A 25,392-nucleotide genomic window follows, 5' to 3' on the forward strand; every position below is an offset into this window, starting at 1 on the left:
AATGCGATACAATACTAAAATAGATTGGAGGCGGATATTATGAAATCAAAAGCAAAAGAAAGCGTAAAATACTCTCTCGCAACCCATGCGGCGGAAAAGATGACGCCGAGCCGCAAGGCTGTCCGCCTACTGCTATAAGGACTCAAATGTCCTTCGGAACAAACTGGGCATTCGTGACGGAGCGATCCTGCGGCGCATTGAGGCTGACATTGTGTTTATTTTACCATCAGAATCGTAAATTCATATCATTGAGTTTGATTGTCGTATAATGCATCATGTAATTGCTTGAGTACAATTTCATCATCCCCATCACAAGATAAGTGTGAAATATCTTCAATATTAAACATAGATACGCCATCATTTTCCCCGTACTCATCAAGCATCAATATGATACAGTATTTATCGTTAATCTGTTGAACAAATCCAGTTGCATCATTGTTGCCACTATTAATTAGTTCAACTGTAACAACTTTTTTTGTTTCATGAGCATACGTTAATAAAGTTAAAAACCCACTTCCCTGAACTCGGCATAACTGATCATATTTTGTTTTGTTAATTTTTCCTAATATTTTTATTTTTTTAACGTATTTTGAATCTGTTTCAATTTTATAAATATTTGAGATTTGTTTCACAACATACCCATCATATTTACCATTTGGAAGATAGTGGCTTATTATAACTTCATTATCAAATATTTCAGATATTACCCCTGCCGAAAAATTTTGTGTCTGTTCTGCATTCGTATAGATAAGCACAATCTCTTTATCTCTATTCAAAACTGCTAAACATGTCAATAAATTATCATCTTGGATTTCTTTTGTTTGGATTTGGTTTTCTTCTTGCATCGCCTTTTTCTCCTCCCTTATCTCGATTTTTACGTGTTTGACCTTTCTCATGCTTAGGTTAAAAGGGTAATCCCATAGCCTGCCTTTTGGGACGACTGTGGGAGAAAACAAATACTATATTTTTCGTTTGATTCTGACATCAAACACATGATCTTCCCAAACAGATTCACCCTGAAATTCAGTAACAGTATACTTAGACAAATATCCTTCATCATCATGTTGGAAATGGTATTGTTGATGTTGAAGCAGTGGCATATCGGGGTTATATATATAGAAATCACTGCTTCTAATCCCTAAGCTGCCATAAGTAAAGGCTTCATGATGCAAATTAAATATTCTGCTTCCAGCAGCAAAAGAGGCCTGTGAAAGAAACATTATCTTATTGTCTTCATATATTTCTTCACATATTTGTGTTATTAAAAAATCAGGAGAAAAAGTAATTCCCAAAGCGATATTCTGATAATACTCTATAACTTCGGTTGTTGATATGGAATCGTCGGTTTTATTTTTAACAAGAATCAGCCTGTTTAATCTATCAAATCCATAACTAAAAACAACCTTACTACTTGTGGTTAACCGCTTCAGCAATTTTCCTCTATTACAATTTCCTATAACGATGTCAATAATAGGGCTGGGAGAATAATATCCTCTATGGAGCACTTCTCCCTTAACACTATATTCTTCTCTAACAACCTTTTCTTCAGCTAGATTGCATAAACAAGATGCCTTATTTTTATATTCTTCTGCAATTTTAGTAAAGCGTTGACATTCCCTTTGGAATGGCTCGCAAATTTTAATGTTTTTTGATGACTTCAGATACTCCTCAAGACTATTCATATCGCTTACAAAATCAAATTTATTAGTCAATGTCTTCCTCCCTTAATATGGAGATACAGCATCTAAAGATAGCACATACGATCTAATAGTTGTTAACGCTCCATATACATTGGTTCTTTGTCGAGCAATGTTACCATTTGCCGCATTATAAGCACTAATCACTACGCTATTAGCCCATCCATAATAAGTATTTGTATGAATTCTGCGATGAAGTCCAGTTTTTATAAGCAGTTTGTTGGCCGAATCTTCTACCCCTCTGGGTAAAACTTCTCGCAGTATTCTGGCCGCATAGGCAGCATTTGGTGCAGCCTTCGCAACTATATGATGCACTTCATAATTGTTCCTGTATTTAGGTCTTATTTTTGTCCGCGCAAAACTATCGCTTATACTTTTTGCTATGGAATTTGCCTGCGATGAAGCCCAACTAATTGTCCCGCTCATCGACTCACCCATAGCACCCAAACCTCTGCTTATTCCCCCAGAAATCGCTGTACACATCTGGTTCCATGAGTTTTGGAATTGAGGAGTAGAAACTACTGCAGCAGTCCATAATGTTATGACCGCCGTGACCAAGAAATAAACGCCAATACATGTCAGGGTTATAGGCTCTCTGCCATCATAATCGGCCATATTGATAGGGTTATTGAAGCAGAGAAATCGATCTTACGTTGAAAAGTCTGTTCATGCCAACCGGAAAGTTAACCCTCCGCCCGTTTGCAGAGTTGGAATGGAAGTTTCATTTAAAGCTGAATTATAATACGTTTACGAAAAAAGTCGAGATGGATAAAGTAACACATTTCAAAGAGAATTATTGCACCATACAGACGGTTGAAATTTCGTCTCTTTCTGTAAATATCGTTTATAGCAATCTAAAACCATAATACCGGTCCGATTCCCGAGACCCCCAATTTGATGATCCTGTTCAAGGACGGTAGCAAAAGAACATTCTCCCAGGCCCCGGAACCGGAAAAAAAGAAAAGTCTACTATAACTTATCAATTCAGTACGCCGCTGGATTTTGACAAGGTCGAAAAAATCGCTGTGGGTGATGTGGAGATTCCCGTAAAATAACGCAAATACATTTTGTAATATAACCGAAGGGAAAGGCTTCCGTTTGCTGACCAGACGGAGGCCTTTCTATCGTCTGCACGGAATCCATCGCTGTTCTTCCGATAAAAATATAAGATTTTCGTAAGAAATTTGTCAAAATTTCTTAAAACAAAAAACAGTTTCATCTGATATAATAAATCAATTGGCTAGGAACCTATCCCCGCTCAAGTCCCGTGGAAGCATCCCCGGGAATGCAATGTATTATGCCTTTATGGAAATATGCTTAAGAAGGGAAGTTTCAATTTGGACAACCGGAACAGAAAAGAATATCAATATAAGAGGCCGCGAAAGAAGTATCCTTTCCTGCTGCTGATTCTTCTGGCAGCGGCGGCCCTGCTGGTACATTTCAGGGTGATCCCGCTGGAGCGGGATGCTTTTTCAGACAAGTCCGCATCACAGTACTCCCCTTCCGCCGGGCTGGAAGCGGGAACCATTCCCGAAGAGACGGCGGAGACGCTGCAGGCCATGGCGGCACAGAACCCAAAGGCCGGACCGATCCTGCAAAATCCGGGGCATTACCCCGAAAGGCTTCTTGAATCGCTGGCCCGAAACCCGGAGCTTCTCGATTTCACATTGGATTATCCGGAGAAAAAAGGCACTTCGGCCAAGAACATCGACCTTTCCAAAAAGGATCGGCGGGGCCGGATTCCGCTTCTGATGCAGTGGGACGAAGATTGGGGGTACGCTCCCTACGGGGACGGAATCATTGCGCTGGACGGGTGCGGACCCACCTGCCTTTCCATGGTTGCCGTCGGACTGACGGGAAATACCGCCTTAAACCCCAAAGCGGTCGCCGAATTCAGCGAGAACAACGGATATCTGGATGCAACCGGCAGCACGCTTTGGACGCTGATGTCCAAGGGAGCGAAGGATTTGGGCCTTTCCTCCCGGGAAATCCCTCTGAATGAAAGCCTCATGGCCCAAGAGCTTGCGCAGGGGCACCCGATTATCTGCAGCCTGCGCCCGGGCGACTTCACAACGGTGGGACACTTTATTGTTTTATACGGATATGAAAACGGGAATTTTCTGGTGAACGACCCGAACAGCAAAAGCCGCAGCGAGCAGGCGTGGAGCTACGGGACATTAAAGCCCCAAATCCGGAATCTCTGGGCATTCTCCGCATAAAGGATGGCCCCGGTAAACCGGGGGCCATCCTTTATTGGTATCCGATCATCTAAAGACATACCGTTCTTTTGCCGGTCTTTTATGCTGATTAAAATCCATCTGGAAAGGTGTCTGGAAATTTCGTCAGCCTTTTTATTCAAGTACAAGCATGCCTATTTGATTGGATAGACATAGGGATAAGTTTATTGTTCTTTATTGTTGACAATCGTTCTATATTAATGTATATTGAAATTAAGAAATGTACTATTTTTCTTCTAAGGAGGAATCATGATGGACAGAGTGGATTTGCTCAAGAAAAAAATGCTTTCGCAAAAAAGATATGTTTCGATAGAACAGGCGGAAATCACTACCGAAATATATCGGAAATACGAAAACGAACCCGTTATTGTGAAACGGGCGTTAGCCTTAAAAGCTGCGATGGAAAGACTCGAAATCGGCGTAGAAAACGAGGAGCTTATTGTGGGCAACCGTACGCGCGGTGTACGCTATGGCGTCGTATCCCCGGAGGGCGGAAGTTCTTGGATTTCTAAAGAGTTCCGGACTCTTCCGTCCCGCCCGCAGGATAAGTTTGACGTGAATGAAGCGGATATCGCAGTATACGAAAACGAGATCGCCCCCTACTGGAAGGGCAGGTCCCTGGAAGACGTCGTCCATGCGCGTTATGGCGACGAGATATCTGCAATTTCGAAGGTTGTCAAAATCAATCAGACGGATCATGCGCAAGGGCATATCTGTCCAGACAGCAGAAAATGGCTTACTATGGGTCCCGCGGAGCTCCGGAAAGAAGCTCTCCAGAGAGAGAAGACGGCGGAGGGCACAAAAAAGGCTTTTTACAGAGCTGTTTCCATTGTAATGTCGGGTGCGGTCCGTTTTATCAGACGTTATGCCGAGCTGATGCGGGAAAAGGTAAAAACGGAGACCTGCGCAGATATTAGGGCTGATATGCTTCTGGTGGCGCGGAATTGCGAAAACATCGCCAAACGTCCACCCTCAACGTTTCATGAAGCAGTGCAGTCCGAATGGTTCCTGTTTGTTCTCCTGCATATGGAGAGCAACGCTTCTTCCTTTTCTCCCGGAAGAATGGATCAGCTTTTCTATCCTTATTATAAAAGGGACCTGGAACATGGCATTCTGACGGAAAGCAAGGCACAGGATATCCTGAATTGCCTGTTTCTCAAATTCAATGAGATCGTATATCTGAGGAACTCCGGCAGCGCCAAATATTTTGCCGGTTTTCCTATCGGCTTCAATATTGTCATCGGAGGCCAGAACCAGGACGGCAGCGACAGCACTAATGCGCTTTCCTGGCTCTTTCTCGCCGCGCAGCGCAGGCTTGGTCTGCCCCAGCCTAATCTTTCAGTACGCCTTCATGAAGGTACACCCGAAGATTTACTGTTGGCGGCGGTGGATGTCGTCTCACGCGGCAGCGGCATGCCTCAGTTTTTCAACGATAACGCGGTTATTCCTGCTCTTACCCGATTGGGCATTTCGAAAGAGGATGCGCTAAATTATGCCGTTGTCGGCTGCGTGGAGCTGACAACGCAGGGAAACAACCTCGGCTGGAGCGACGCCGCCATGTTTAACCTGAATAAGGCGCTGGAACTTACGATGAATCACGGCCTCTGCCTGCTGACGGGCAAGCGGCTCGGTCCGGATTTTGGCGGTCTGGATACTTTCCAAAGCTATGAGGAACTGGAAGAAGCGTTCAAAAAGACCATTTTGTATTTCCTTGACCGTATGGTAAAGGCCTGCGAAGTCGTGGAGCAAGCGCATATAGACCTTCTTCCGTCACCTTTCCTCTCGTCCGTTATTGACGACTGCATGGAATGTGGAATGGATGTGACTGCCGGTGGTGCGGTTTACAATTTATCAGGTATTCAGATGATCCAATTGGCTAATGTAGCGGATTCTCTGGCCGCTTTGAAAGAGTTCGTATATGATGAAAAGCGCGTCGATACGAAGAGGCTGCTTGCGGCTCTGCGAAACAATTACGAGGGAGAGGAGCCACTCCGCGTTTTTATGCTCAATCGGGCGCCGAAGTATGGCAATGACGTGCCTTGGGTAGATGAAATCGGCGCCAAATGGGCCGGATTTTTCCGAAGAAATCTGGAACAGTACACCAATTACCGCGGTGGCCGCTACCATACGGGCATGTACACCGTTTCCGCACATGTTCCCATGGGGGAAAATGTGGGAGCAACTCCGGATGGCCGCAGAGCGCGGGAACCTTTGGCGGACGGCGGCATGTCACCGGTGTATGGCAGAGATGTGAACGGCCCGACGGCGGTACTGAAATCCGTTTCTCGCTTACCCAGTGAGTTTGCCAGCAACGGAGGACTACTCAACATGAAATTTCTTCCGGAATTCTTCGAAACCGAAACCGGCCGTAAAAAATTCGCACAGATGTTACGCACTTTTGTGGATTTGAAGATTCCTCACGTCCAGTTCAATGTACTGCGCCGGGAGGATCTGCTTAACGCCCAGAAAGAGCCCGAAAAATATCGCGGCCTGACGGTGCGCGTGGCGGGTTACACCGCTTATTTTACCGAGCTGGCGGATAAATTGCAGAATGAAATCATCGCCAGAACTTCTTATGGTGATATTTAAAGGAGAAGAATGAATTTGGTGGAACAGGAAGGCCGTATTTTTGACATTCGTAGGTTTTCGGTGCATGACGGCGACGGCATCCGAACAACGGTGTTTTTCAAAGGGTGCCCATTACGTTGCCGATGGTGCCAGAACCCCGAGGGTATCAGTCCCGATGCACATCTTTTTTATTTCAAAAACAAATGCATCGGATGCTTCACCTGTGTATCAGCTTGTCCGGAGCATGCTATTTCCCCGGTTGATGAAGGAGGAATCAAGATCGACCGAACTCATTGTAACCTCTGTATGCGCTGCACGGATGTGTGCCCTGCCCGAGCTCTTGCGCCAGACAGTGAGTTGGTTACGGTTCGGGAGGTTGTGGAACGCATAAAAGCGGATCTCCCGTTTTTTCGCTATGGCGGTGGAGTGACTATTTCCGGCGGAGAGCCTTTTTCCCAATTTCAATTCTTACGGGCGCTGTTGCAGGCATTGAAAAAAGAGGAAATCCATACGACTATTGAGACCTCTCTGTTCACAGCGCCTTCCCGATTACAGGCGGTGCTGCCATACCTGGACATGGTGTTTGCCGATGTGAAGGTCCTGAATAGAGAAACGCACAGGAAAGCAACCGGCGTAGACAATAATGGAATCCTTGAAAACATAAGAACCCTGTTGACACAGGCCGGACCGGAGAGGATCATCCGCACCCCGCTGATTCCAGCATTCACCGCGACGGAACAAAACATAGAGGATATTGCCCGTTTTATCAGCGGTATCGACCCGGAGGTACGCTACGAATTGCTCAATTACAATCCACTCGCCAGAGGAAAGTACGATCTGGTAGAACAGAAATTCTGCTTTGCAGAGAATCCCAGGCCTTACACAAAAGCGCAAATGGAACGTTTTTATGAAGCTGCCCGCAGAGGAGGCGTGAAGAACCTCGTAGTTGATTCCGTGAAGACCCAACATTCATTCTGATGCCTTTAAAGGCATCCCCCCCCCCTTAGAAGAAAATCTGCCCAAGCATGGTCTGTAGTGGCCGGGAGGGAGAAAAACCAACTCCCCAAAAATAAAAATGTGATGGCCGGCGGATCAACTCCATCGTCCATCACATTTTTACTATCAGGGGAACCAAAAAGTCGAAAACGCCTTAATTCTTATTCACTGATAGTTTTCATGGTTTGTCCCGACCCATGAATAGCTTCAAAATCTTTCGCGAATCCCTCTACTGCGCTGTCGATGCTTGCCATGCCAAGTCCGCTTTTGATGATATCAACACCTACCGTGACACTTTGAGCACCGCTGGCATAAGCGGCGGTAACTTGGCCGACATTCTTAAAACTGGCCGCTAAAATCTTGGCTTCGCTGCCACTGCCGTCAATGAAGCTACGGATTTCCCGAATGACGGCATTGGGGTCTGTGCAGTTGTTTTCCATGCGATTGTAATAGACGGCGATGTATTTCGCACCGGACAGTGCAGCCATAATCCCCTGTAATGTCGAATAAATGGCTGTGGCGGTAATATTGATATTTTGGTCTGCCAGCTGCTTAATAGCGGGCAAGCCTGCGGCGCTGACTGGAATTTTGATATATACATCACGCCCCAGTCTGTCAAGAATACGGTGTGCTTCTTCCACAATCGCCTCTGTAGTATTTGACACAACCTGTACGTGCAGGCTTCGGTCAGCACCACACAATTTCTTGATTTTGGCAAGCTGTGAATAAACATCAATATTGCCCTCTTTTTTCAGAATGCTGGGATTCAAGGTTACCCCTGCCACGGGCCACTTGATAAGGTATTCGGTGAGGTCGGTGAGGTTTGCAGTGTCCAGTAATAATTCATACATAATTGATTCCTCCTTATCTCCAAAACGGAGATTCATTCATCGTCGTTATAAGGTTTGTTCCGTGCGCTCAATGATATCGTCCTGCGTCTGACGAGAAAGCACGTTAAAGAAGGCGCTGTAGCCAGCCACGCGCACAATAAGATCGCGATGCTTTTCGGGATGAGCCTGCGCATCCAGCAGCGTCTCCCGGCTTACCACATTTAACTGGACATGATAGCCGTGCAGGCGATTGAAGAAGGTACGGAGCAAAGATACCAGTTTATCCCTGTTTTCCTCTTTCTCCAGCATCTGTGGCGTGACCTTTTGGTTCAGCAGCACACCTCCGGTGATTTCCTCGGTGGGAAGCTTCGCCACGCTCTTAAATACTGCCGTCGGGCCATTCTTATCCATGGCATGGCTGGGGCTGCAGCCTTCTGCCAGCGGCTCGCCCGCTTTACGGCCATCGGGTGTTGCCAGCGTTCCTGCGCCTTGTGGAACATTGGCAGAGATGGAACTGGTTCCAGCGTAATAGATCCCTCCGATTGGGCCGCGTCCATAGCGAGTGTTATGGTACTTCTTCATCTCGTCGATGTAGGTGTTGTAGGCATCCACCACAAGCTGATCCACATAATCGTTGTCATTGCCGTACTTGGGTGCATCCTGTAAAAGCGCCCGGATGCGTTCGTTTTCAAGTCCCACGAAATTCGCCTGCAATCCGCTCCACAGTTGAGCGGGAGTGACAGACCTATCTTCAAACACGACTTTCTTGATGGCCGCCAAGCTGTCTGCCAGGTTTGCGATACCCACCTGCAAGTCGCTGATAAAGTCGTATACTGCACCGCCTTCTTTCATGTTCAGGCCGCGCTCGATACAATCGTCAGTCAAGGCGCTGCACAGGATGTCCGCCGTATCCTGTTCGAGCACCATATCACAGGTCGCATCAATGATGGTACACTGACGGCACATCTCGCGAATGACTTTGTCCCAGCAAGCCAGCACTTCGTCAAACGATTTCATGTCACGGAAATGGCCGATACCTTCACATAGCTTTGTACCGGAAGCCGGGTCCACGCCGTCGTTCATAGCAATGAGCAGGGCCTTGGGAAAGTTAAGAAAACTCATCCCTGTGCAGCGATAACCCCATTTCCCAGGCACCGCTGTTTCCACGCAGCCAATAGCGCTGTAATTATAGGCATCCTCCGGCTTTACCCCGTTGGCAATAAAACTGGGGATAATCACTTCATCGTCATTGAAGGCCGGCATGCCAAAACCGCAGCGAACAACTTCCACGCACTCATGCATAAATTTATCCGATAATCCATGATGGTAACGCACCGTCAGGTTCGGCTGAGTCAGATGACATTGCGCTACACTTTTCAGAATTAGCCAGGACATGGGATTAGTGGCGTCTTTCCCATCCGGCGTCTGACCAGCGACTGTGACGTTCTGATAGAGCGGAGAGCCTGCGCTGAACTGCGTATGGCTCCAAGAGCGGATCTTGTTGATGGTGTAGGTTTTAAGCCACAGATTACACATCAGCTCATCGGCGGCCGCCTCGGTGATTTTGCCAGCTTTGAGGTCAGCCTCATAATAGGGGTTCAGATACTGGTCCATTCGGCCGTAGGAAAGGCTGTGGCCGTTAGATTCGATCTGCAGAATGAGATGCACCAGCCATAGGCTTTGTACCGCCTCGCGGAAGCTTTCAGCAGGTTCATATGGCACTTTATTCAGGATCCGGCTCATTTCCAACAGTTCCGCCTTACGCGCGGTGTCCGGCTCCTTATTTGCCAAAGTTTCGGAAAGGTCAGCATAGCGTTTGGCAAAATCGCGAACTGCATCTACGACGATCAGAATAGCACGGTAGAAATAGCTTTTATGGATATTCCGGTAGTCAGTCAGATCCAGCGCGTCCAGCTTTTCCTTTGTCCGGCGCGCATAGTCCTTTAACCCGACCTTCATCATCTGACCGTAATTGACCGCGCAGTGAGCATCGCCGGAAGTAATATTGCCCTCCGATTTAATAATGCCAAGATCATAGTAGAGCTTGCTGTGAGGCGGAAATGCGGCGAGGCCCCTGTCCAGCAGGGTGTTATGCTCCCAGAATGGAGCAATATCGCGCAGCTTCTGTTTGTTTTCCTCCGTGATATAGAAAACGTCGCCATCCCGATGCTCAAACTGGTCCAACTCGTCAATGACCCACTTCATTGCATATTCGGGAAAAATGGGGGCGCTGCGATTAGAGGAAGCCTGGTTACCGGCGATCAGCGTTTGCGGCTCGATAAAAATACTCATGCCAGCGAGTACATTTTTCAACATCAAGGCACGTTTGATGGCCAGCGGCTGATCCTGATTCTCTTTGTACGTTTTCGTGGTGATCAGCGCGCGTTCCACGCAGATCCGGGGTTTTGCGTTGAGTAGTCCCTCGCGGAAATCATCCATGCGGGGTGTCAGTTCTCCAAAATAGCTCATAAATAGGCTCCTTTCAGTAGATGCAAATCATCGCCAAAGCAAAAGTTTATTTGCACCGATGCCCGCGGGTTTTCATTAAAGGGCAAAGTAGCTTTTGCACGCCCACATCGATGCCATAGAACAAAAATTGCTCGTCTTATGCATTATTTCATTTGAAATATAAAATCTTTTCTATGAAATATTTATACCATATTAAAGCTGCTTTGTCAAGCGAAATTCTATGATTGTAATTAATTGTAGTTTCATTCGTAATAATATTTTATTCATAAGATTGGTTCTTGGATCAACTCAATTAAAACCAGCAATAAATATTTACCTAAAAACAGTGTCCAGCTTATGTATGGAGGAATTCTGATAAGGCGAGGTAACCTGGAGAAGGTATGATAAATTTAGCGAACTCTAACACGATAGGAAATTACTTTCTCAATAATTACGATGTAGCCCTTTATTATTTCAAGTGAAATAATAAAGGTTGCTTTCAAAAAGAAAGTATAGTAACATAATAGAGAGGTGAAATATAATGAAGGGCCGCGAAAACGAAATTCTTGAATTGCTAACGGAACAAAAGCGAGTCGAAGTTACTGTGCTGGCAGAGAAGCTTGGCGTGTCGCAAGTGACGGTGCGCAAGGACCTTGATGCATTAGAAAGCAAAGGCATTATCCGGCGTGAACATGGCTATGCCGTGCTGCGCAGCTCCGATGATATCAACGGGCGCATCGCCTATCATTATGAGACCAAGCGCTTGATTGCCGCTAAAGCTAATGAACTGATACATGACGGTGAGACGATAATGATTGAAAGCGGCAGCTGCTGTGCGCTGCTGTCAGAAGAACTGGTAGGCAGTAAGCGCGATGTGACGATTATTACAAACAGTGCTTTTATTGCGGGCTATGTGCGTTTCAGAGCTGAAGCCAAGGTTATTCTGCTTGGCGGCGTTTACCAAAACGAATCTCAGGTAATGGTGGGGCCGATGGTAAAGCAATGCGCCGGAAACTTTTGCGTGGACAAACTGTTCATTGGCACGGATGGCTACACGGCACAAATTGGGTTTACCAACAGCGACCATCTGCGTGCACAGGCGGTCCGTGATATGGCGCCTCAGGCGGAGCAAGTGATTGTACTAACCGAAAGCGGGAAATTCATTCGGCATGGCGTGGTTCCGCTGCAACTGACAGATCGGATCAAAACAGTTATTACCGACACGAATATACCCAATGAGATACAGCGGAATTTGGAGAAACAAGGAGTGACCGTACTCACGGTGCCGCATAACAACTAACATTTTTCGATTGGAAATGATATAAGCTTGACATCAGTGATGCTACCCTGCACCGCTGAATAAACGAATATGACCAGTTGGCGAAAGTGCGTTTCCGTGCCATGGGAACGCACTTTTTATATGTTTATGAAGTGACGGAATTACAAAGCAAGAGAGCTTGTTCAGGATGCCCATTATGGCAGCCCTGAGCAAGCTTGAAAGAATATATCCCGATATATCGAACTTTACAACAACAAAAATCATTTGCCTCTTCCGGGGAAAGTATTTTGGGTACGTTCCTAAGGTATCTGCTTACACCCGCTCTCTTTTGCGCTTGTTGTCATAGCTGTCAACAAATAGAATCGCGACAATTACAAGGCCTTCGATCAACATAATCACATAAGCGTTGGGGACCATGTTGTTAAGTGAGAACTCAATTACGGAAAAGAACAACACGCCGATAGCAGACTGCCAAATTCCTCCGATCCCACCGGCCATAGAGGTACCGCCCACCACAACCGCGCAGTTTTTATCTCTTTTGATAGTTTCATTATAAATTCAAAATTGCGTTTGTCAGCATATTATATTTCATATGTAAAAATATTTTATTCATTTACACTAATTTATGTTTGCATATAAAATCAACGACGAGGTATGCCGAAGTGCTTTCCAGTGTAGCCGGAATGCATATTATTCTTATACCCCATAATCATTCAACGAAAATCCTGTGCTCTGAAAATGAATTTTTTGTTAGGTATTGCGGATCTTACGGCTATCAGCAATTACTGAAACAACAATTCTGCTGCGCCAATGATACCGAAGTCGTCACCCAGCTCCGCCTTCTTAAAATAAACCGTCATCTTATTTTTGTTATATGCATCGAATAGTTTGCGAATTCTCGGGAACAGGCGGTCGCCAAATTTTAGCAATCCTCCACCAAACACAAAACAATTGATGTTCAAAGTTACATATAAGTTGTAAGTCCACACAGCCATATACTGCGCCATTTGTTCCAATGCCCATTTGGCCAAATCGTCCCCCTGGTCGAAAGCAATCTGTATGGTATACGGCGTGATCTTATCAGCGCTGCCCGCGAGCTCTACCATTATTGTTTTGACCCCTGCTTTGATTCTCTGCTGTATGTGTTTCACAATCATGGAACCTGAGCAGTAAGACATCAGGCATCCCTTGTTACCACACCCACATTCTATCCCTTCTCCAGGTGTGACAATCATATGTCCGCTCTCACCGGCCCATCCATAGCGTCCACGGAAGAGTTCATTGTTAATAATGATACCGGACGAGATTCCTGTACTGACAGGGCAATACAGCATGTGCTTAAATCCACGCCCCGCTCCATAACGATGTTCTGCCAGCGCGCCGGTGTGTGAATCATTGTCAAACAGAATACGCACATCTCCACCCAATTTTGTAAAAAGATATTCTTTTGCTGGAAAGTCATGGATCTTGGGGAGATTTGTAGTTTTGATGATTCTCCCTTCCTCGTAAAGAATATAGGAAGGCATGCCAATTCCAATACCACGCAACGCATCCTTCGTCAGCGCATTGTCCTCCATCATCTTTTGGATCATTTGTGCTATATTGTCAAAAAATGCTTCGGAACTCAGCGAAGCGTCCGATTGAGTGCGATATTTCTTGACTAAATTTCTGCTGCCGTCAAATAATCCATAGGCTATTTTCGTCCCGCCTACATCAATACCAATAGAATATTCTTCCATTTTGTAACAACCTCCCTTTCAGTCTATGCATCACACCAATGATGCCACATTGGAACGGTAAAACATCACAAGTTGCTATTTTACCAGTAATGTCTATGGCTAATTCGCACCCCCAATCAGCCGGTAAATTTCAAATGTAATTAACTTTATTTCATATATAAATCTCAATCTTATATTATAGATATTTTTGTACAATGTCAATAATATATTTTATGTTGGTAATAAATTTTATTTTATTTGAATGATTTTTATTTACAAATAAAACATCTTGGCTTAGAATAATAGTCGAACAGTTAATTGGAAGGAGTGTTTCTTTATGCGTGCTCTTTTTATAGGAGGCACCGGAATCATCAGTGCCTCTGTCAGTCAGTTGGCGGTTAATCGAGGATGGAATTTGACCTTGCTTACTCGCAGCGGAAAATCCGAATTTGCCCCTGAAGCTGCGCACTTTTTAAAAGGTGACATTCGTGATGAGGCTGCAACCGCAGCGCTCCTCCGGAATACACATTTCGATGTGGTAGCGGATTTTATAGCATTCGGCGTCCCTGATCTCGAACGTGACTGGCGGCTTTTCAGAGACTGTACGAAGCAATTTATCTATATCAGCACGGCATCCGCCTATCAAAAGCCGTCGTCTCATTATCTGGTGAATGAAGAAACGCCTCTCGGCAACCCCTTCTGGCAATATTCACGAGATAAAATAGCAGGCGAGGAATATCTGATGGAGCGATATCTGAAAGAAAGTTTTCCAGTTACGATTGTGAGACCTTCTCATACCTATTGCGAACGGAAAGTTCCTGTAGCAATACATGGGAAAAAAGGAAGCTGGCAGACCTTAAAACGGATGTTGGATCATAAACCTGTTCTCATTCACGGTGACGGCACATCCTTTTGGACGATGACACACAGTTCAGACTTTGCAAAAGGATTTGTAGGTTTAATGGGCAACCCCCATTCCATTGGCGAGGCGGTACAGATCACAAGTGACGAAAGCATGACTTGGGATCAAATTTATGGTATTCTTGCCGACGCTCTCGATGTCCCATTAGAGGCAATCCATGTTTCCAGTGATTTCTTATCAGCTTGTTCCACTTACGATTTACGAGGGACCTTACTGGGTGATAAAGCAAATACCCTTATTTTCGACAACACAAAAATTAAACGCCTCGTTCCGGATTTTCACGCTGCAGTCGGGATGAGGGATGGTCTAACCGAAGCCGTACATTACATGCGGGCGCATCCCGAATGTCAAACGGAGGATGCTGAATTCGATACCTGGTGTGATCAGGTGATTGCCGCATTGGAAACCGCCACACGCGCGGTACAGGTCAGCTTTAACATAAGAGGATGAATGATATGCAAAACACAGGTCTTCTCTTTAATATTCAGAAATTCAGCACCAACGATGGCCCCGGTATCCGCACAAATATTTTTTTTAAAGGATGCCCATTGCATTGCCCCTGGTGCTCAAACCCGGAATCACAAAGCGCTGTACCACAGATCATGTGGGATCGCACGAAGTGCATTCACTGCCTGCATTGCGTACAGGTTTGCCCATATGGCGCACTCTCCGAACAGGAAGGGACTATTGTATCCAATAATAACTGCACTGGATGTGGAACCTGCGTAGCCGAATGTCCGCAACAGGCGTTAACACTGTCAGGTAAGCTATATACGGTTGAAGAAGTCGTTCAGATCTGTCTGCAGGACAAAGCCTTTTATGAAGAATCGGGTGGCGGCGTGACATTGTCAGGTGGTGAGCCACTGATGCATGCAGGTTTCGCTGAGAAGCTGCTGCGTGCTTTAAAATCGGAAAATATCCATACCGCTATTGAAACAACCGGATTTTCCGGTGCGCAAACTTTTGCTCAACTCATGCCGCTCCTTGACCTGTACCTGTTTGACTGCAAGCATTATGACAGCAAAAGGCACGCGGAGGTTATTGGCGTGCCAAACGAGCAGATTCTCGTTAATATGCGCACAGCCGTTGAGGCGGGAAAACAGGTCATTGTTCGCATTCCGGTTATCCCGAACTTCAACAATTCTCTCAATGATGCATCCGGCTTTTGCCGGGTACTAAAAAAAGCGGGAGCAAACCGGGTAAACCTGCTACCATTTCATCAGTTTGGAGAGAAAAAATACGAATTTCTGTGCATGCCCTATTTCCTCCATAAAGTACCTGCTTTACATGAATCGGACCTTCAGGAATTTCAACAGGTTTTTCTGGACAATGGATTCGACTGTTATTTCTAAGGCATTCTTTAGAAACAGGGAGTCAATAACTTTCAAATGTTAGGATTGTCTCTTCACCTCTTTGGATCGTGGAATTTCCAGAAATCTGAAAACCTTATAAAGGCAGGCCGATAATAACGGAGAGTCCGTTATTATCGGCCTGCCTTGCTTACCAGTTCTTTCCGGTATTGGTTTGGGCTTATTCCGAATTTCTTCTTTAATGCGATATCGACCCCTTTTGATCTGAGAACCCGCTGTTGACAGCGATTTGGATACATCCCTTATTGGAATAACGCATCTCATCAATTGCGGAACGCAACCTTACCTCTGTCAGATATTCTTTAATATAATTTTTACCGAACCACACGTCTAACGCGTGGTTTTGGTATACAATCAGCGGGCGGCTGGCCAGCCGCCCGCTTTAGTTTAAAAACAAAGAAATGATTATAAGATCGGCATTTTAGCCGAAATAAAGATAGTGTCCGAAATGTTTTGCAGTGGATACTGCAAAAATGGGGATAGCGTCTGGTTGAAAACTGTACAAAATAACAATAGAATAACAATATGGGAGAGGAGTGCATAAGGTAATGACCGACAAAGCGGCAAAAATTTTCAGTCTTTTACTCAATAACGACAAAATGCCGCTCACGGTGAAGAAGATCACCGGAATTTTAGAACTTTCCGAACGTACAGTCGGCACTTACCTAAAAGAAGTGTATCAATTCTGTGCGGAAAACGAAATCGAGGTGATCAATAAGCCAGGAGTCGGCATCAGCGTCAATGCCGGAAACCGCAGGGATGAGTTGATGCAAATGCTGGCCCGGATAGAAAAACCGCATTATGGCGCACAGTACCGCACCGGCTACATTATTGAACTGTTGTTAAACAACTGGACGACATACACGCTTTCCCTGTTTGCGGATGATCTTGGCGTATCGAAGAATACAGTAGAGAACGATTTGAAGCAAGTGCAGCAATGGCTGTCGAGGTTCAGCATTTCGGTGCAGAAAAAAGCAGGTGCCGGTATTTTCTTAACTGGGGCGGAATTGGATATCCGCCGTGCCATCGTTGAAATCAACCGGCAGTTCTTTAAGAAGTCGGTAAAACTTCCAAAAAAGACGCTGGACTACCGTCTCAGCTTGAAGACCTATCAGAGACTGTATGGATGTTACAGGAACTGCGATGTGGATTATTATATCGCACTGATTCAGGAAGCTGATCAAAACACTTTGCGCGATCTTACGGACAGTGGATTTGAAACGCTGCTGGAATATTTGATTGTAATGGAAAAGCGCATATCATTGGGCTTTCTCGTAGCGGAGGATGAAATCGAAGACGTACCTGCTGACCGGCCAAATATTCTCAATTATCTTTCGGTGTACGTCAAAGCGCTAAAGCTTCCGAAAGGAGAACAGAAATTTTTGCAGATGGTGACATGTTGTCTTGAGTATCAGAATTCCACCGTACGAAGAGACGAGTTGTTCTCTCAGGCCAATCCGGGAATTCTGGCCTTTACGAAACGGCTTATCGCTTATCTCTCCAACATCGTAGGGCTGGATTTTGAAAAAGACGAGCTGCTGCTGAAATCGCTGTACATGTTCGAGCGTTCGTCGCTGGTGCGTGTCCGATATGGCATAGACCTGCAGAACCCTTTCCGTGAGAATATCAAAAAAACCTACCCCGCTATTTTTTCCGCCTGCTTTGCGGCGGGTGGACTTTACGAAAAGGAAGTCGGTAAGTTCCCAACTGAAAACGAGTTGGCATCTCTTGCCCTTCTTGTGGGAGGGGCGGTTGTGCGGTCCGAAAAAAAGGTGACAGCGGTAATTGTCTGCTCTTCCGGCTTTGGAACTTCGCAGATTCTCGCCAGAAAAATCGGGGATCACCTTCACAATATTGACGTTCTGTCCACACTGAGCTTTTCTGAACTGCACAAACTGGACCTTCTGAATCCCATGCTGGTCGTCACTACTATTTCATCCTTAAAATGCGACAGACCCACCGTGGAGATTTCTCCGGTGCTGAACGAGGATGATATCCATAGGCTGAAAAAGGCCTGTCTTGAACTGCAGGCTGAGGAGGGCGCAGAGGGACAGAAAATTACCATACTGGACATTCTGAAGGATGATCTGATCTTTTTGGATGTCGATGGAAAGGCAAAGGAAAAAATTCTGAGGTCGATGACCGAAAGGATGGAAAAGAGCGGTTGCGTTATTGATGGATTTCACGGGGATGTCCTTAGGCGTGAGCAAATGGGTTCCACGGCCCTTGGCCAGGGAATTGCAATTCCTCACGGACTGTCGAGCTTTGTAAAACGGCCGGCCATTGCCCTTGCGCTCCTCAATCAAAGTATCGACTGGGGCGGAGAAGCGGTGGACATCATATTTCTTTTGGCACTGAATTTTGGTGACATACAAAACACGAAAGCATTTTTTAAAGCTTTTTACCAGCTCACCAGTGATGGACACACCATGGATCTGTTGAGGCGGGCAAGAACTAAGAACGAGATCAAAAAAATCATTGAGGAACACTGCTTTGAATAAAAAGGGGAATATGCTATGGAAGCGTTAATCCAAGAAAATCTTATTTATTTTGACGTTGATGTAAAAAACAAGGTGGAGGCAATCGAGTTTCTTGCTTCAAAGATGTACGCAGCGGGCCGTATCAAAAATGAAGAGGCATATGTGTCTGCGGTACTGGAAAGGGAAAAGGAATTCTCGACTGGCGTGGGTTTTTCCGTTGCAACACCGCATGCAAAGACCGATAACGTGAAAACCGCTACGGTTGCGTTCGCCCATTTGAAAAACGAAATCCAATGGGACGAGGAAGAAAAGGCTTCACTGATTTTTCTTCTTGCCATTCCTGACAAAGACAGAGGAGACAGACATCTTCAGATTTTGGCTTCAATCTCACGGAAACTTGTGCACGAGGAATTCCGTGAATTAATAGCAAAAGCAAAGACCCCAAAGGAAATTCTAAAATTAATCGGAGAAGTTTAGAGGAAGGGAGAAATGAGGGGTTAGACAGTTTTAGTGCCAGTTGTACTGCAGACACTTGGCGGACTTGTCTACATAAATTATTTGCAGGAAGAGTTTACAGCACATAGCCATTTAATCAAATTTTAACCATTTTGAGGAGTGAGTTTTTATGAATGATCTGAAGGAACTGATGAAAAACACCAAACAGCATTTGATGAGCGGTGTTTCTTACATGATCCCATTTGTTGTTGCCGGCGGCGTCCTTCTGGCCCTTTCAGTTTTACTGTTTGGATCTGCAGCCGTCCCAACAGAGGGCACTATATTATACGACATATTCCAAATTGGCTCTGCCGGATTGGGGCTGATGGTTCCGATCCTTTCCGGCTTTATTGCGTATTCAATGGCGGACAGACCCGGCCTTGCTCCAGGTATAATCGGCGGCTATCTGGCATCGCAGATTGGCGCGGGTTTTCTCGGGGGCATTGTCTCCGGCCTGCTTACGGGTATTCTTGTTTTCTATTTAAAGAAGATTAAAGTACCTCCCGTGATGCGTTCCGTGATGCCGATTTTTGTTATTCCGTTGGTTGGCACGTTTGTCATCGGAGGATTGATGGAATGGGTCATTGGGAAACCTATTGCCGCGCTGATGGTTGCCATGAAATCCGGACTGGATAGCATGGGCACAGGAAATGCTTTATTGCTGGCTGTAATTCTTGGCCTGATGATCGCATTTGATATGGGTGGACCGGTAAATAAGGTCGCGTACAGTTTTGGCGTCGCAATGGTTGGGACGATAGATCCGACAACCAATATGGCAACCCCTATCGCACTCAAGATCATGGCGTGTATCGGTGTTGCTATCTGTGTTCCGCCGATCGGTATGGGCGTAGCTTCCATTTTAAGGCCTAAGAAGTACACCAGCGAAGAGCGGGAAGCCGGAAAAGCCGGAATCCTGATGGGACTCATCGGAATTACGGAGGGCGCCATCCCCTTTGCAGCCGCTGATCCCCTAAGGGTTATTCCGTCTATTATGGTTGGCTCATGTGCGGGGTCCGTTGTGGCAATGCTGCTTGGAGCGCAAAATCCGGCACCATGGGGAGGCTGGATTGTCTTGCCGGTTGCATCGGGAAGGTTGGGCTATATAATTGGTACCCTTGTAGGCGTCGCAATTACGGCTTTCATGGTCAATCTTCTAAAGAAAGAGGTTACGGAGAAAACAAAATTGCAAGGAGCCGATGGGAAACAGGATAACGAAATCGAACTGGACATTTCATAAAAAGCATTTTGTAAGCTAATATCTTTGTTTAATGGGAGCTTTATCAATGATGGATATACGCATTTGTTGTAAATACATACAGATAAATGCGTATATCTATCCCTAATTTATCAACTGCTGTTTCGATTATTAAAGGAGGAAACATAAATTATGAAAATTTTGGCGGTAACATCCTGCCCGTCGGGAGTAGCGCATACTTATATGTCTGCGGAAGCACTGGAAAAAGAAGCAAAGGCCAGGGGCATAGAAATTAAGATTGAAACACAGGGTTCCATTGGAACAGAAAATAAAATTACGATGGACGATGTGAAAAAAGCGGATGTTGTGATTCTTACGAAAGATATGGGGATAAAGGATACCGATCGATTTGCCGGTCTGCCTGTCGTTAAGGTCAGGGTTGACGACCTGATTAAGCATTCAAATACAATATTGGATAAAGTTGAAGCATTTTTAAAAGACAGAAAAGAATCGTAACCATGCTTTGAACTGCGGGGTTTTGTGTTCCGGCAGTCCAAAATGACTAGTTCGGGGAGCAGTTGAATGATTCGTACAGCGTGCGCTGCCCGTTGAATAGGGAGAATATAGCTTTTATGGAAAAAGGAATCGGTGTTTCAAAAGGAATCGAACTTGGCCGGGCGCTGGTCTATCAGACAAAGCCCATTAAACCCGAAGAAAGAATCATTACCACCAATGACGTGAAAAAAGAAAAAAAGAGGGTTGACGAAGCAATTACAGCGGCCGTGGCGGAATTGGAGCAGATGCTTGACAAAATCGACAGAGCGGTCAATCCAACTTCTGCGGATTTGCTTGAAATCCATATTGAGCTCAGCCGAGATCCCTTATTTTTGGAAAAGATCTATCATTATATCGAATTTTCGTTAAACAGCGCCCCTGACGCCGTTCTGCGCGCCTCCGGTGAAATGGCCGCTTCATTTGAGGCGTTGGAGGATAAATATTACGCCGCCCGTTCAGGCGATATTCGAGATATCGGTAACAGGATTGCGGGTATCCTGCTTGGTGTCCGGAGGGTGAATCTTTCCAGCCTTCCGGGTGACGTTATCATCTTCGCAAATGACCTGACCCCCAGCGAAACCATTGCCATGGACAGAAAACATGTTTTGGGTTTCTTAACCCGGATTGGCTCCCCTACCTCACATACTGCCATTTTAGCCAAAAGCATGGAGATTCCAGCTATCGTCGGTGCAGTGTGCGGAAGTGTTTCCGATGGCGATTTTGTTATTATCGACGGAAGTTCCGGAGAATATTTTGTCAATCCGGATGAAGAGCTGATTCAGAAATATACCCGAAAACGACTTGCATTCCGGGAAAACCTTGCCCGCCTGAAAAAGCTGCGGAATTTGCCCGCAGTGACGCCGGATGGCCGCAAAGTGGAAATCGTAATTAATATTGCGCAGCCGCTGGAAGCCAATAAAATTGAACCTGCCGGCGCGCAGGGTGTCGGCCTGTTTCGCACGGAGTTCCTATACATGAATTCCACGAGCGCACCCGACGAGGAGTCTCAATTTGAGGCTTACCGCGAGGCCGCCATGCGAGCAAATGGAAAACCGGTTATCATTCGAACACTGGATATAGGCGGTGACAAAAGACTCTCCTATCTCGCTATGCCCAAGGAAGAAAATCCATTTTTGGGATACCGGGCCATCCGTTTCTGTCTTGATAATCCCGAAATTTTTAAAACGCAGCTTCGTGCCATTCTTCGGGCATCCGCCTATGGTGATCTGCGGATTATGTTCCCGATGATTTGCGCGATGAGTGAACTACGCCGAGCGAAACAGTTACTCCAAGAATGCAAAACAGAACTTACAACAGAAGGCCAGGATTACAACAATCATATCAAAACAGGCATGATGGTGGAAATTCCATCCGCTGCTGCCGCCGCTGACGTTTTTGCAGGAGAGGCAGACTTTTTCTCCATAGGTACCAATGACCTTTGCCAGTACACGCTGGCGGTCGACCGAATGAATCAGAAGATTGCCAATCTCTATACGCCCTTTAACCCGGGGGTACTGCGTCTGTTGCGTAATATCGTTACGGAGGGACATAGGGCAGGCATCCCCGTCGGCATGTGTGGCGAGATGGCATCCGACCCAATGGCGGCGGTACTTTTGCTGGGCATGGGCCTTGATGAATTTTCTGTGAGCGCCTCCAATGTGCCTTATGTAAAAGATGTCATCAGAAAAACAGCGTTTTCCAGGGCGAAAGAATTGTATGAGCATGTAATGACGCTTTCAAGCTCAATTGAAATCAAAAAGTATCTGGAGGAAAATATCAATGCTAACTAAAGAATTTACTGTTCTCGCCGCAGAAGGGTTACATGCCCGTCCAGCATCAGCCTTACTTAAGGTGATAAAGAAATACCATTCTGCCGTAACCCTTATAAAGGGTGATGTGAAAGCAGACGCCCACAGCATATTGGGCATTTTGTCCATGCAGGTCAGCTACAACTCAAAAATCACCATCCGGGTTGAAGGGGAAGATGAAGCCGATCTGATGGATTCTTTGATCCAATTTTTTGAGAAAGATATTCTTGCGTTGTAAAAAGCATACAAATCAGTGTTCATCGATTATGAGGCATTCCGTTACTCCGTGGGGCTTAAGGCAGATTAAACGGTCGTACCCCTGAAATTACCCTTTGAAATCGCCTGAAAAGGAAAAATCAGGTTTGAAACTGAATATTTTATATTGAAAAGTTCTATTCAATACTATAAAAATAAATAATAAGCAATAGTAATTTAATGAAAATCAATTTCATGGAGGAATCAAGATGGAATTTCTATTCGACAGTGCAAATTTAGACGCTATAAAAAAATACAGCGCCATTTTTCCGATTTCGGGGATAACCAGTAATCCGAGCATCCTGAAAGCAGAAGGGAAAATTGACGTGTTCCCGCATATGCGTAAAATCCGTCAGATAATCGGTGAAGCCAAGACCTTGCATATGCAGGTGATTGCAGAGACCTGCGATGAAATCCTTGCGGATGCGCATGCGATTCTCCAACATGTCGACCAAAAGGTATACATTAAGGTGCCGACTACGGAAGAAGGTCTTAAGGCAATGCGGATACTAAAAACGGAAGGCGTGGGGGTGACCGCTACTGCCATCTATAGTAAATTACAAGGCTTTATGGCAATCGCCGCCGGAGTGGATTTCATAGCTCCCTATTATAACCGAATGGAAAACATGGATATTGATTCCTGTGCAACAATCTCAGCGTTTCGCCAAATGATTGATGAAAATAAGGCTTCTACTAAAATTCTGGCCGCCAGCTTTAAAAACACAGCACAAGTTACAAGTGCTCTGCAGGCCGGCGCCCATACGGTTACCGTACAACCTGCCCTGTTACATGAGGCATTTGGAATGGCCGCCATTAAAAAAGCTGTCGATGATTTCCATACGGACTGGAAAAACACGCAGGGGGATATCCCGCTTAGCGAGTTAGAATAAAAATGATTCAAATTTAAGTTTCAGTAGAAGATACACTTCCAAATAAGAACAGGACATGGAAAGGGCTTATAAACTCCCGTGCGGGGGCCTATAAGCCCTTTCCCCATCTTATCAAATGCTTAAATAGTTGCTCTGATTCATAAAACTTCAATTTCATAATGCTTCAGTTTTTCAAGAATGGCAGCATCTGGAGTGTCGTCTATTATCAAACCTTGGAAGTCCTCCAATTCGGCGTATTTAAAATTTCCCTCCATATTGAATTTGCGCTTTTCAACCAATAAGTAAGCTTGACGGCTAACACGAAGAATTGCTTTTTTGGTGAGACCATCATCGGGAACATATGTGTAAACAGAATCGTTGAAGGAATCAACCCCTACAGTTCCCATGAAAGCCAAATCACAGCGTAATTGAGAAATCTGCCCAATAGATGAGCTGCCGATAAAACCATCTCTTCCACGATTGAAAGATCCTCCAATAAAAAACAAGCTAACGTTACATGGGGCAGAGAGTGCAATGATCACATCAACCATATTAGTAACGACCGTAACATTCATATTTTGTTCTATTAAAAGCTTAGCCAATTCAACGTTAGCAGTAGAAATATCTAAAAATATGGTATCCCTTTCTTTAATGAGTGTTAAAGCCTTATGTGCCAGCACACGCTTTTCCTGAATATATTCATTTCTTCGCTGAGCCACATCGCCTTGATGTGAGTTGATTCTTATAGAAACAGCTCCGCCATAAGCTCGTTTGAGTAAACTCTTTTTCTCTAAAACAGCTAAATCTTTACGGATGCAATCTTCTGTAACATCAAATTGCTGGCTTAAATCCTTGACCAGAACTTTTCCATTTTCATTGACTATCGATAAAATTGCATCTTGTCGCTCTTGTACAAACATACGCTCCCTCTTTTAATTTATTATTATTTTTAATCTGTTATTATTATTTTATCGTATTTTATCAACTAAGTCAATTATAGTAATTGGAAAAAAATAAAACATCATTCCAATCGGACTAATCCATAAGAACGGGAATTTTCTGGTGAACGACCCGAACAGCAAAAGCCGCAGCGAGCAGGCATGGAGCTACGGGACATTAAAGCCCCAGATCCGGAATCTCCGGGCATTCTCCGCATAAAGGATGGCCCCCGGTTTACGGGGGCCATCCATCTTGTCAAAGAACCACCGTTTTCAAGGTGAGAAAACGGTGGTTCTTTGATTCCATTTTGTTTTTATGCTGTGTCTTACAAAGCATTCAGCCGTTCTTTAAGAGACAGGATATTGCTTTCAATCTGCCTGATAACCTTAACAAACTCTTCATCGCTTTTTCCCGTCGGATCGTTCAGCCCCCAGTTCTCCCTGTGCTGACAGGGAAGGTATGGGCAGGCGACATTACATCCCATCGTAACGACAATATCGACCGGAGGAATTTCGGAAAGCAACTTTGAACGCTGTGTTTTTTCCATGTCGATCCCATAAAGCCGCTTCATCAGGCGAACGGCATCCGGATTGATCCGCGGCTTTGTTTCCGTCCCCGCCGAATAGCTTTCAAAAACATCTCCGGCAAGGCTCCGGCCCAGCGCCTCGGCGATCTGGCTGCGGCAGGAATTGTGGACACAGATAAATGCAACTTTTACCATCTTTTCCTCC

The 25,392-nt window shown here is 45.4% G+C and carries 22 protein-coding genes; 13 read left to right on the forward strand and 9 right to left on the reverse strand.

All coding sequences use genetic code 11. The annotated features are described in order from the left end of the window. Positions 1–245: 245 nt before the first annotated feature. The 3 genes from VXK30_RS13565 to VXK30_RS13575 all read right to left on the reverse strand — a co-directional run bounded on the left by VXK30_RS13565 (position 246) and on the right by VXK30_RS13575 (position 2,135). A complete protein-coding gene (locus tag VXK30_RS13565) occupies positions 246–845 on the reverse strand; it encodes a hypothetical protein (RefSeq protein ID WP_275715330.1) in 600 nt (199 codons plus the stop codon). Positions 846–959: 114 nt separating this feature from the next. Beyond that, positions 960–1,712, reverse strand: a complete 753-nt coding sequence (locus tag VXK30_RS13570) for a hypothetical protein (RefSeq protein WP_275715328.1) — start codon at positions 1,710–1,712, stop codon at positions 960–962. 12 nt (positions 1,713–1,724) lie between these two features. Next, on the reverse strand, positions 1,725–2,135 hold the full coding sequence (locus tag VXK30_RS13575) for an AHH domain-containing protein (protein WP_275715326.1): 411 nt from the start codon (positions 2,133–2,135) through the stop codon (positions 1,725–1,727). An 899-nt stretch (positions 2,136–3,034) separates the two neighbouring features. Here VXK30_RS13575 and VXK30_RS13580 point away from each other — a divergent pair. From VXK30_RS13580 to VXK30_RS13590, 3 genes are all read left to right on the forward strand, one after another. After that, the gene (locus VXK30_RS13580; RefSeq protein ID WP_275715324.1) at positions 3,035–3,916 is read left to right on the forward strand and encodes a C39 family peptidase; all 882 of its coding nucleotides are present in this window, start codon (positions 3,035–3,037) and stop codon (positions 3,914–3,916) included. A 267-nt stretch (positions 3,917–4,183) separates the two neighbouring features. Continuing rightward, positions 4,184–6,523, forward strand: coding sequence for a glycyl radical protein (locus VXK30_RS13585; protein ID WP_275715322.1), 2,340 nt, complete (start codon positions 4,184–4,186; stop codon positions 6,521–6,523). Between the two features lie 18 nt (positions 6,524–6,541). Then, positions 6,542–7,480 (forward strand): glycyl-radical enzyme activating protein, encoded by a 939-nt coding sequence (locus tag VXK30_RS13590; protein WP_442867997.1) that lies wholly within the window; start codon positions 6,542–6,544, stop codon positions 7,478–7,480. 179 nt (positions 7,481–7,659) lie between these two features. Here the strand turns inward: VXK30_RS13590 and VXK30_RS13595 are convergent, their stop codons facing one another. Together VXK30_RS13595 and VXK30_RS13600 are read right to left on the reverse strand one after the other, a co-directional pair. Beyond that, positions 7,660–8,349: a fructose-6-phosphate aldolase gene (locus VXK30_RS13595; RefSeq protein ID WP_275715318.1), complete on the reverse strand. Its 690-nt coding sequence runs from the start codon at positions 8,347–8,349 to the stop codon at positions 7,660–7,662. A gap of 45 nt (positions 8,350–8,394) precedes the next feature. Further along, entirely contained in the window at positions 8,395–10,797 is a 2,403-nt protein-coding gene (locus VXK30_RS13600) for a glycyl radical protein (RefSeq protein WP_275715316.1), read from the reverse strand. A 520-nt stretch (positions 10,798–11,317) separates the two neighbouring features. Between VXK30_RS13600 and VXK30_RS13605 the strand changes: the two genes are divergently transcribed. Continuing rightward, complete coding sequence (locus VXK30_RS13605; protein ID WP_275715314.1) at positions 11,318–12,076, forward strand: DeoR/GlpR family DNA-binding transcription regulator; 759 nt, start codon at positions 11,318–11,320, stop codon at positions 12,074–12,076. A gap of 291 nt (positions 12,077–12,367) precedes the next feature. Here VXK30_RS13605 and VXK30_RS13610 read toward each other — a convergent pair whose 3' ends face one another. Together VXK30_RS13610 and VXK30_RS13615 are read right to left on the reverse strand one after the other, a co-directional pair. Beyond that, a complete protein-coding gene (locus VXK30_RS13610; protein ID WP_275715312.1) occupies positions 12,368–12,553 on the reverse strand; it encodes a hypothetical protein in 186 nt (61 codons plus the stop codon). Between the two features lie 284 nt (positions 12,554–12,837). After that, positions 12,838–13,794 (reverse strand): ROK family protein, encoded by a 957-nt coding sequence (locus VXK30_RS13615; RefSeq protein ID WP_275715310.1) that lies wholly within the window; start codon positions 13,792–13,794, stop codon positions 12,838–12,840. A gap of 316 nt (positions 13,795–14,110) precedes the next feature. On the opposite strand from VXK30_RS13615, the gene VXK30_RS13620 reads away from it, so the two are divergent. The 9 genes from VXK30_RS13620 (at position 14,111) to VXK30_RS13660 (ending at position 23,743) form a co-directional block, all read left to right on the forward strand. Then, positions 14,111–15,145: an NAD-dependent epimerase/dehydratase family protein gene (locus VXK30_RS13620; protein WP_275715308.1), complete on the forward strand. Its 1,035-nt coding sequence runs from the start codon at positions 14,111–14,113 to the stop codon at positions 15,143–15,145. Beyond that, positions 15,142–16,047, forward strand: a complete 906-nt coding sequence (locus tag VXK30_RS13625) for a glycyl-radical enzyme activating protein (RefSeq protein ID WP_275715306.1) — start codon at positions 15,142–15,144, stop codon at positions 16,045–16,047. Before VXK30_RS13620 ends, VXK30_RS13625 begins: the two co-directional genes overlap by 4 nt. A gap of 566 nt (positions 16,048–16,613) precedes the next feature. Beyond that, on the forward strand, positions 16,614–18,566 hold the full coding sequence (locus VXK30_RS13630) for a BglG family transcription antiterminator (RefSeq protein ID WP_275715304.1): 1,953 nt from the start codon (positions 16,614–16,616) through the stop codon (positions 18,564–18,566). Between the two features lie 15 nt (positions 18,567–18,581). Next, positions 18,582–19,022: a PTS sugar transporter subunit IIA gene (locus tag VXK30_RS13635; RefSeq protein ID WP_275715302.1), complete on the forward strand. Its 441-nt coding sequence runs from the start codon at positions 18,582–18,584 to the stop codon at positions 19,020–19,022. Between the two features lie 148 nt (positions 19,023–19,170). After that, a complete protein-coding gene (locus tag VXK30_RS13640; RefSeq protein ID WP_442867992.1) occupies positions 19,171–20,277 on the forward strand; it encodes a PTS fructose transporter subunit EIIC in 1,107 nt (368 codons plus the stop codon). A gap of 150 nt (positions 20,278–20,427) precedes the next feature. Next, positions 20,428–20,751 carry a PTS fructose-like transporter subunit IIB gene (locus VXK30_RS13645; RefSeq protein WP_329493533.1) on the forward strand — a complete coding sequence of 108 codons (324 nt, stop codon included), beginning with the start codon at positions 20,428–20,430 and terminating at the stop codon, positions 20,749–20,751. Positions 20,752–20,867: 116 nt separating this feature from the next. Continuing rightward, positions 20,868–22,580 carry a phosphoenolpyruvate--protein phosphotransferase gene (gene ptsP / locus VXK30_RS13650; protein ID WP_275715300.1) on the forward strand — a complete coding sequence of 571 codons (1,713 nt, stop codon included), beginning with the start codon at positions 20,868–20,870 and terminating at the stop codon, positions 22,578–22,580. Next, positions 22,570–22,836 carry an HPr family phosphocarrier protein gene (locus VXK30_RS13655; protein WP_275715298.1) on the forward strand — a complete coding sequence of 89 codons (267 nt, stop codon included), beginning with the start codon at positions 22,570–22,572 and terminating at the stop codon, positions 22,834–22,836. The genes ptsP and VXK30_RS13655 overlap by 11 nt, the downstream gene beginning before the upstream one ends. Positions 22,837–23,062: 226 nt before the next feature. After that, positions 23,063–23,743: a fructose-6-phosphate aldolase gene (locus tag VXK30_RS13660; protein WP_275715296.1), complete on the forward strand. Its 681-nt coding sequence runs from the start codon at positions 23,063–23,065 to the stop codon at positions 23,741–23,743. A gap of 137 nt (positions 23,744–23,880) precedes the next feature. Here the strand turns inward: VXK30_RS13660 and VXK30_RS13665 are convergent, their stop codons facing one another. Beyond that, positions 23,881–24,642 (reverse strand): DeoR/GlpR family DNA-binding transcription regulator, encoded by a 762-nt coding sequence (locus tag VXK30_RS13665; protein WP_275715294.1) that lies wholly within the window; start codon positions 24,640–24,642, stop codon positions 23,881–23,883. A gap of 344 nt (positions 24,643–24,986) precedes the next feature. Continuing rightward, complete coding sequence (locus tag VXK30_RS13670) at positions 24,987–25,382, reverse strand: arsenate reductase ArsC (protein ID WP_275715292.1); 396 nt, start codon at positions 25,380–25,382, stop codon at positions 24,987–24,989. Positions 25,383–25,392 lie beyond the last annotated feature (10 nt).

The organism is Caproiciproducens sp. CPB-2 (genome assembly GCF_036287215.1).
In the GTDB taxonomy this organism is placed as follows: Bacteria; Bacillota; Clostridia; order Oscillospirales; family Acutalibacteraceae; genus Caproiciproducens.

Excerpts from the sequence above, each read along its gene's own strand:
- VXK30_RS13605 (WP_275715314.1), top strand. The coding sequence starts at position 11,318 with ATGAAGGGCCGCGAAAACGAAATTCTTGAATTGCTAACGGAACAAAAG.
- VXK30_RS13655 (WP_275715298.1), top strand. The coding sequence starts at position 22,570 with ATGCTAACTAAAGAATTTACTGTTCTCGCCGCAGAAGGGTTACATGCC.
- VXK30_RS13575 (WP_275715326.1), bottom strand. The coding sequence starts at position 2,135 with ATGGGTGAGTCGATGAGCGGGACAATTAGTTGGGCTTCATCGCAGGCA.
- VXK30_RS13660 (WP_275715296.1), top strand. The coding sequence starts at position 23,063 with ATGGAATTTCTATTCGACAGTGCAAATTTAGACGCTATAAAAAAATAC.
- VXK30_RS13640 (WP_442867992.1), top strand. The coding sequence starts at position 19,171 with ATGAATGATCTGAAGGAACTGATGAAAAACACCAAACAGCATTTGATG.
- VXK30_RS13565 (WP_275715330.1), bottom strand. The coding sequence starts at position 845 with ATGCAAGAAGAAAACCAAATCCAAACAAAAGAAATCCAAGATGATAAT.
- VXK30_RS13600 (WP_275715316.1), bottom strand. The coding sequence starts at position 10,797 with ATGAGCTATTTTGGAGAACTGACACCCCGCATGGATGATTTCCGCGAG.
- VXK30_RS13630 (WP_275715304.1), top strand. The coding sequence starts at position 16,614 with ATGACCGACAAAGCGGCAAAAATTTTCAGTCTTTTACTCAATAACGAC.
- VXK30_RS13595 (WP_275715318.1), bottom strand. The coding sequence starts at position 8,349 with ATGTATGAATTATTACTGGACACTGCAAACCTCACCGACCTCACCGAA.
- VXK30_RS13610 (WP_275715312.1), bottom strand. The coding sequence starts at position 12,553 with ATGGCCGGTGGGATCGGAGGAATTTGGCAGTCTGCTATCGGCGTGTTG.
- VXK30_RS13620 (WP_275715308.1), top strand. The coding sequence starts at position 14,111 with ATGCGTGCTCTTTTTATAGGAGGCACCGGAATCATCAGTGCCTCTGTC.
- VXK30_RS13645 (WP_329493533.1), top strand. The coding sequence starts at position 20,428 with ATGAAAATTTTGGCGGTAACATCCTGCCCGTCGGGAGTAGCGCATACT.
- VXK30_RS13625 (WP_275715306.1), top strand. The coding sequence starts at position 15,142 with ATGAATGATATGCAAAACACAGGTCTTCTCTTTAATATTCAGAAATTC.
- VXK30_RS13670 (WP_275715292.1), bottom strand. The coding sequence starts at position 25,382 with ATGGTAAAAGTTGCATTTATCTGTGTCCACAATTCCTGCCGCAGCCAG.
- VXK30_RS13615 (WP_275715310.1), bottom strand. The coding sequence starts at position 13,794 with ATGGAAGAATATTCTATTGGTATTGATGTAGGCGGGACGAAAATAGCC.
- VXK30_RS13585 (WP_275715322.1), top strand. The coding sequence starts at position 4,184 with ATGATGGACAGAGTGGATTTGCTCAAGAAAAAAATGCTTTCGCAAAAA.
- VXK30_RS13665 (WP_275715294.1), bottom strand. The coding sequence starts at position 24,642 with ATGTTTGTACAAGAGCGACAAGATGCAATTTTATCGATAGTCAATGAA.
- VXK30_RS13635 (WP_275715302.1), top strand. The coding sequence starts at position 18,582 with ATGGAAGCGTTAATCCAAGAAAATCTTATTTATTTTGACGTTGATGTA.
- ptsP (WP_275715300.1), top strand. The coding sequence starts at position 20,868 with ATGGAAAAAGGAATCGGTGTTTCAAAAGGAATCGAACTTGGCCGGGCG.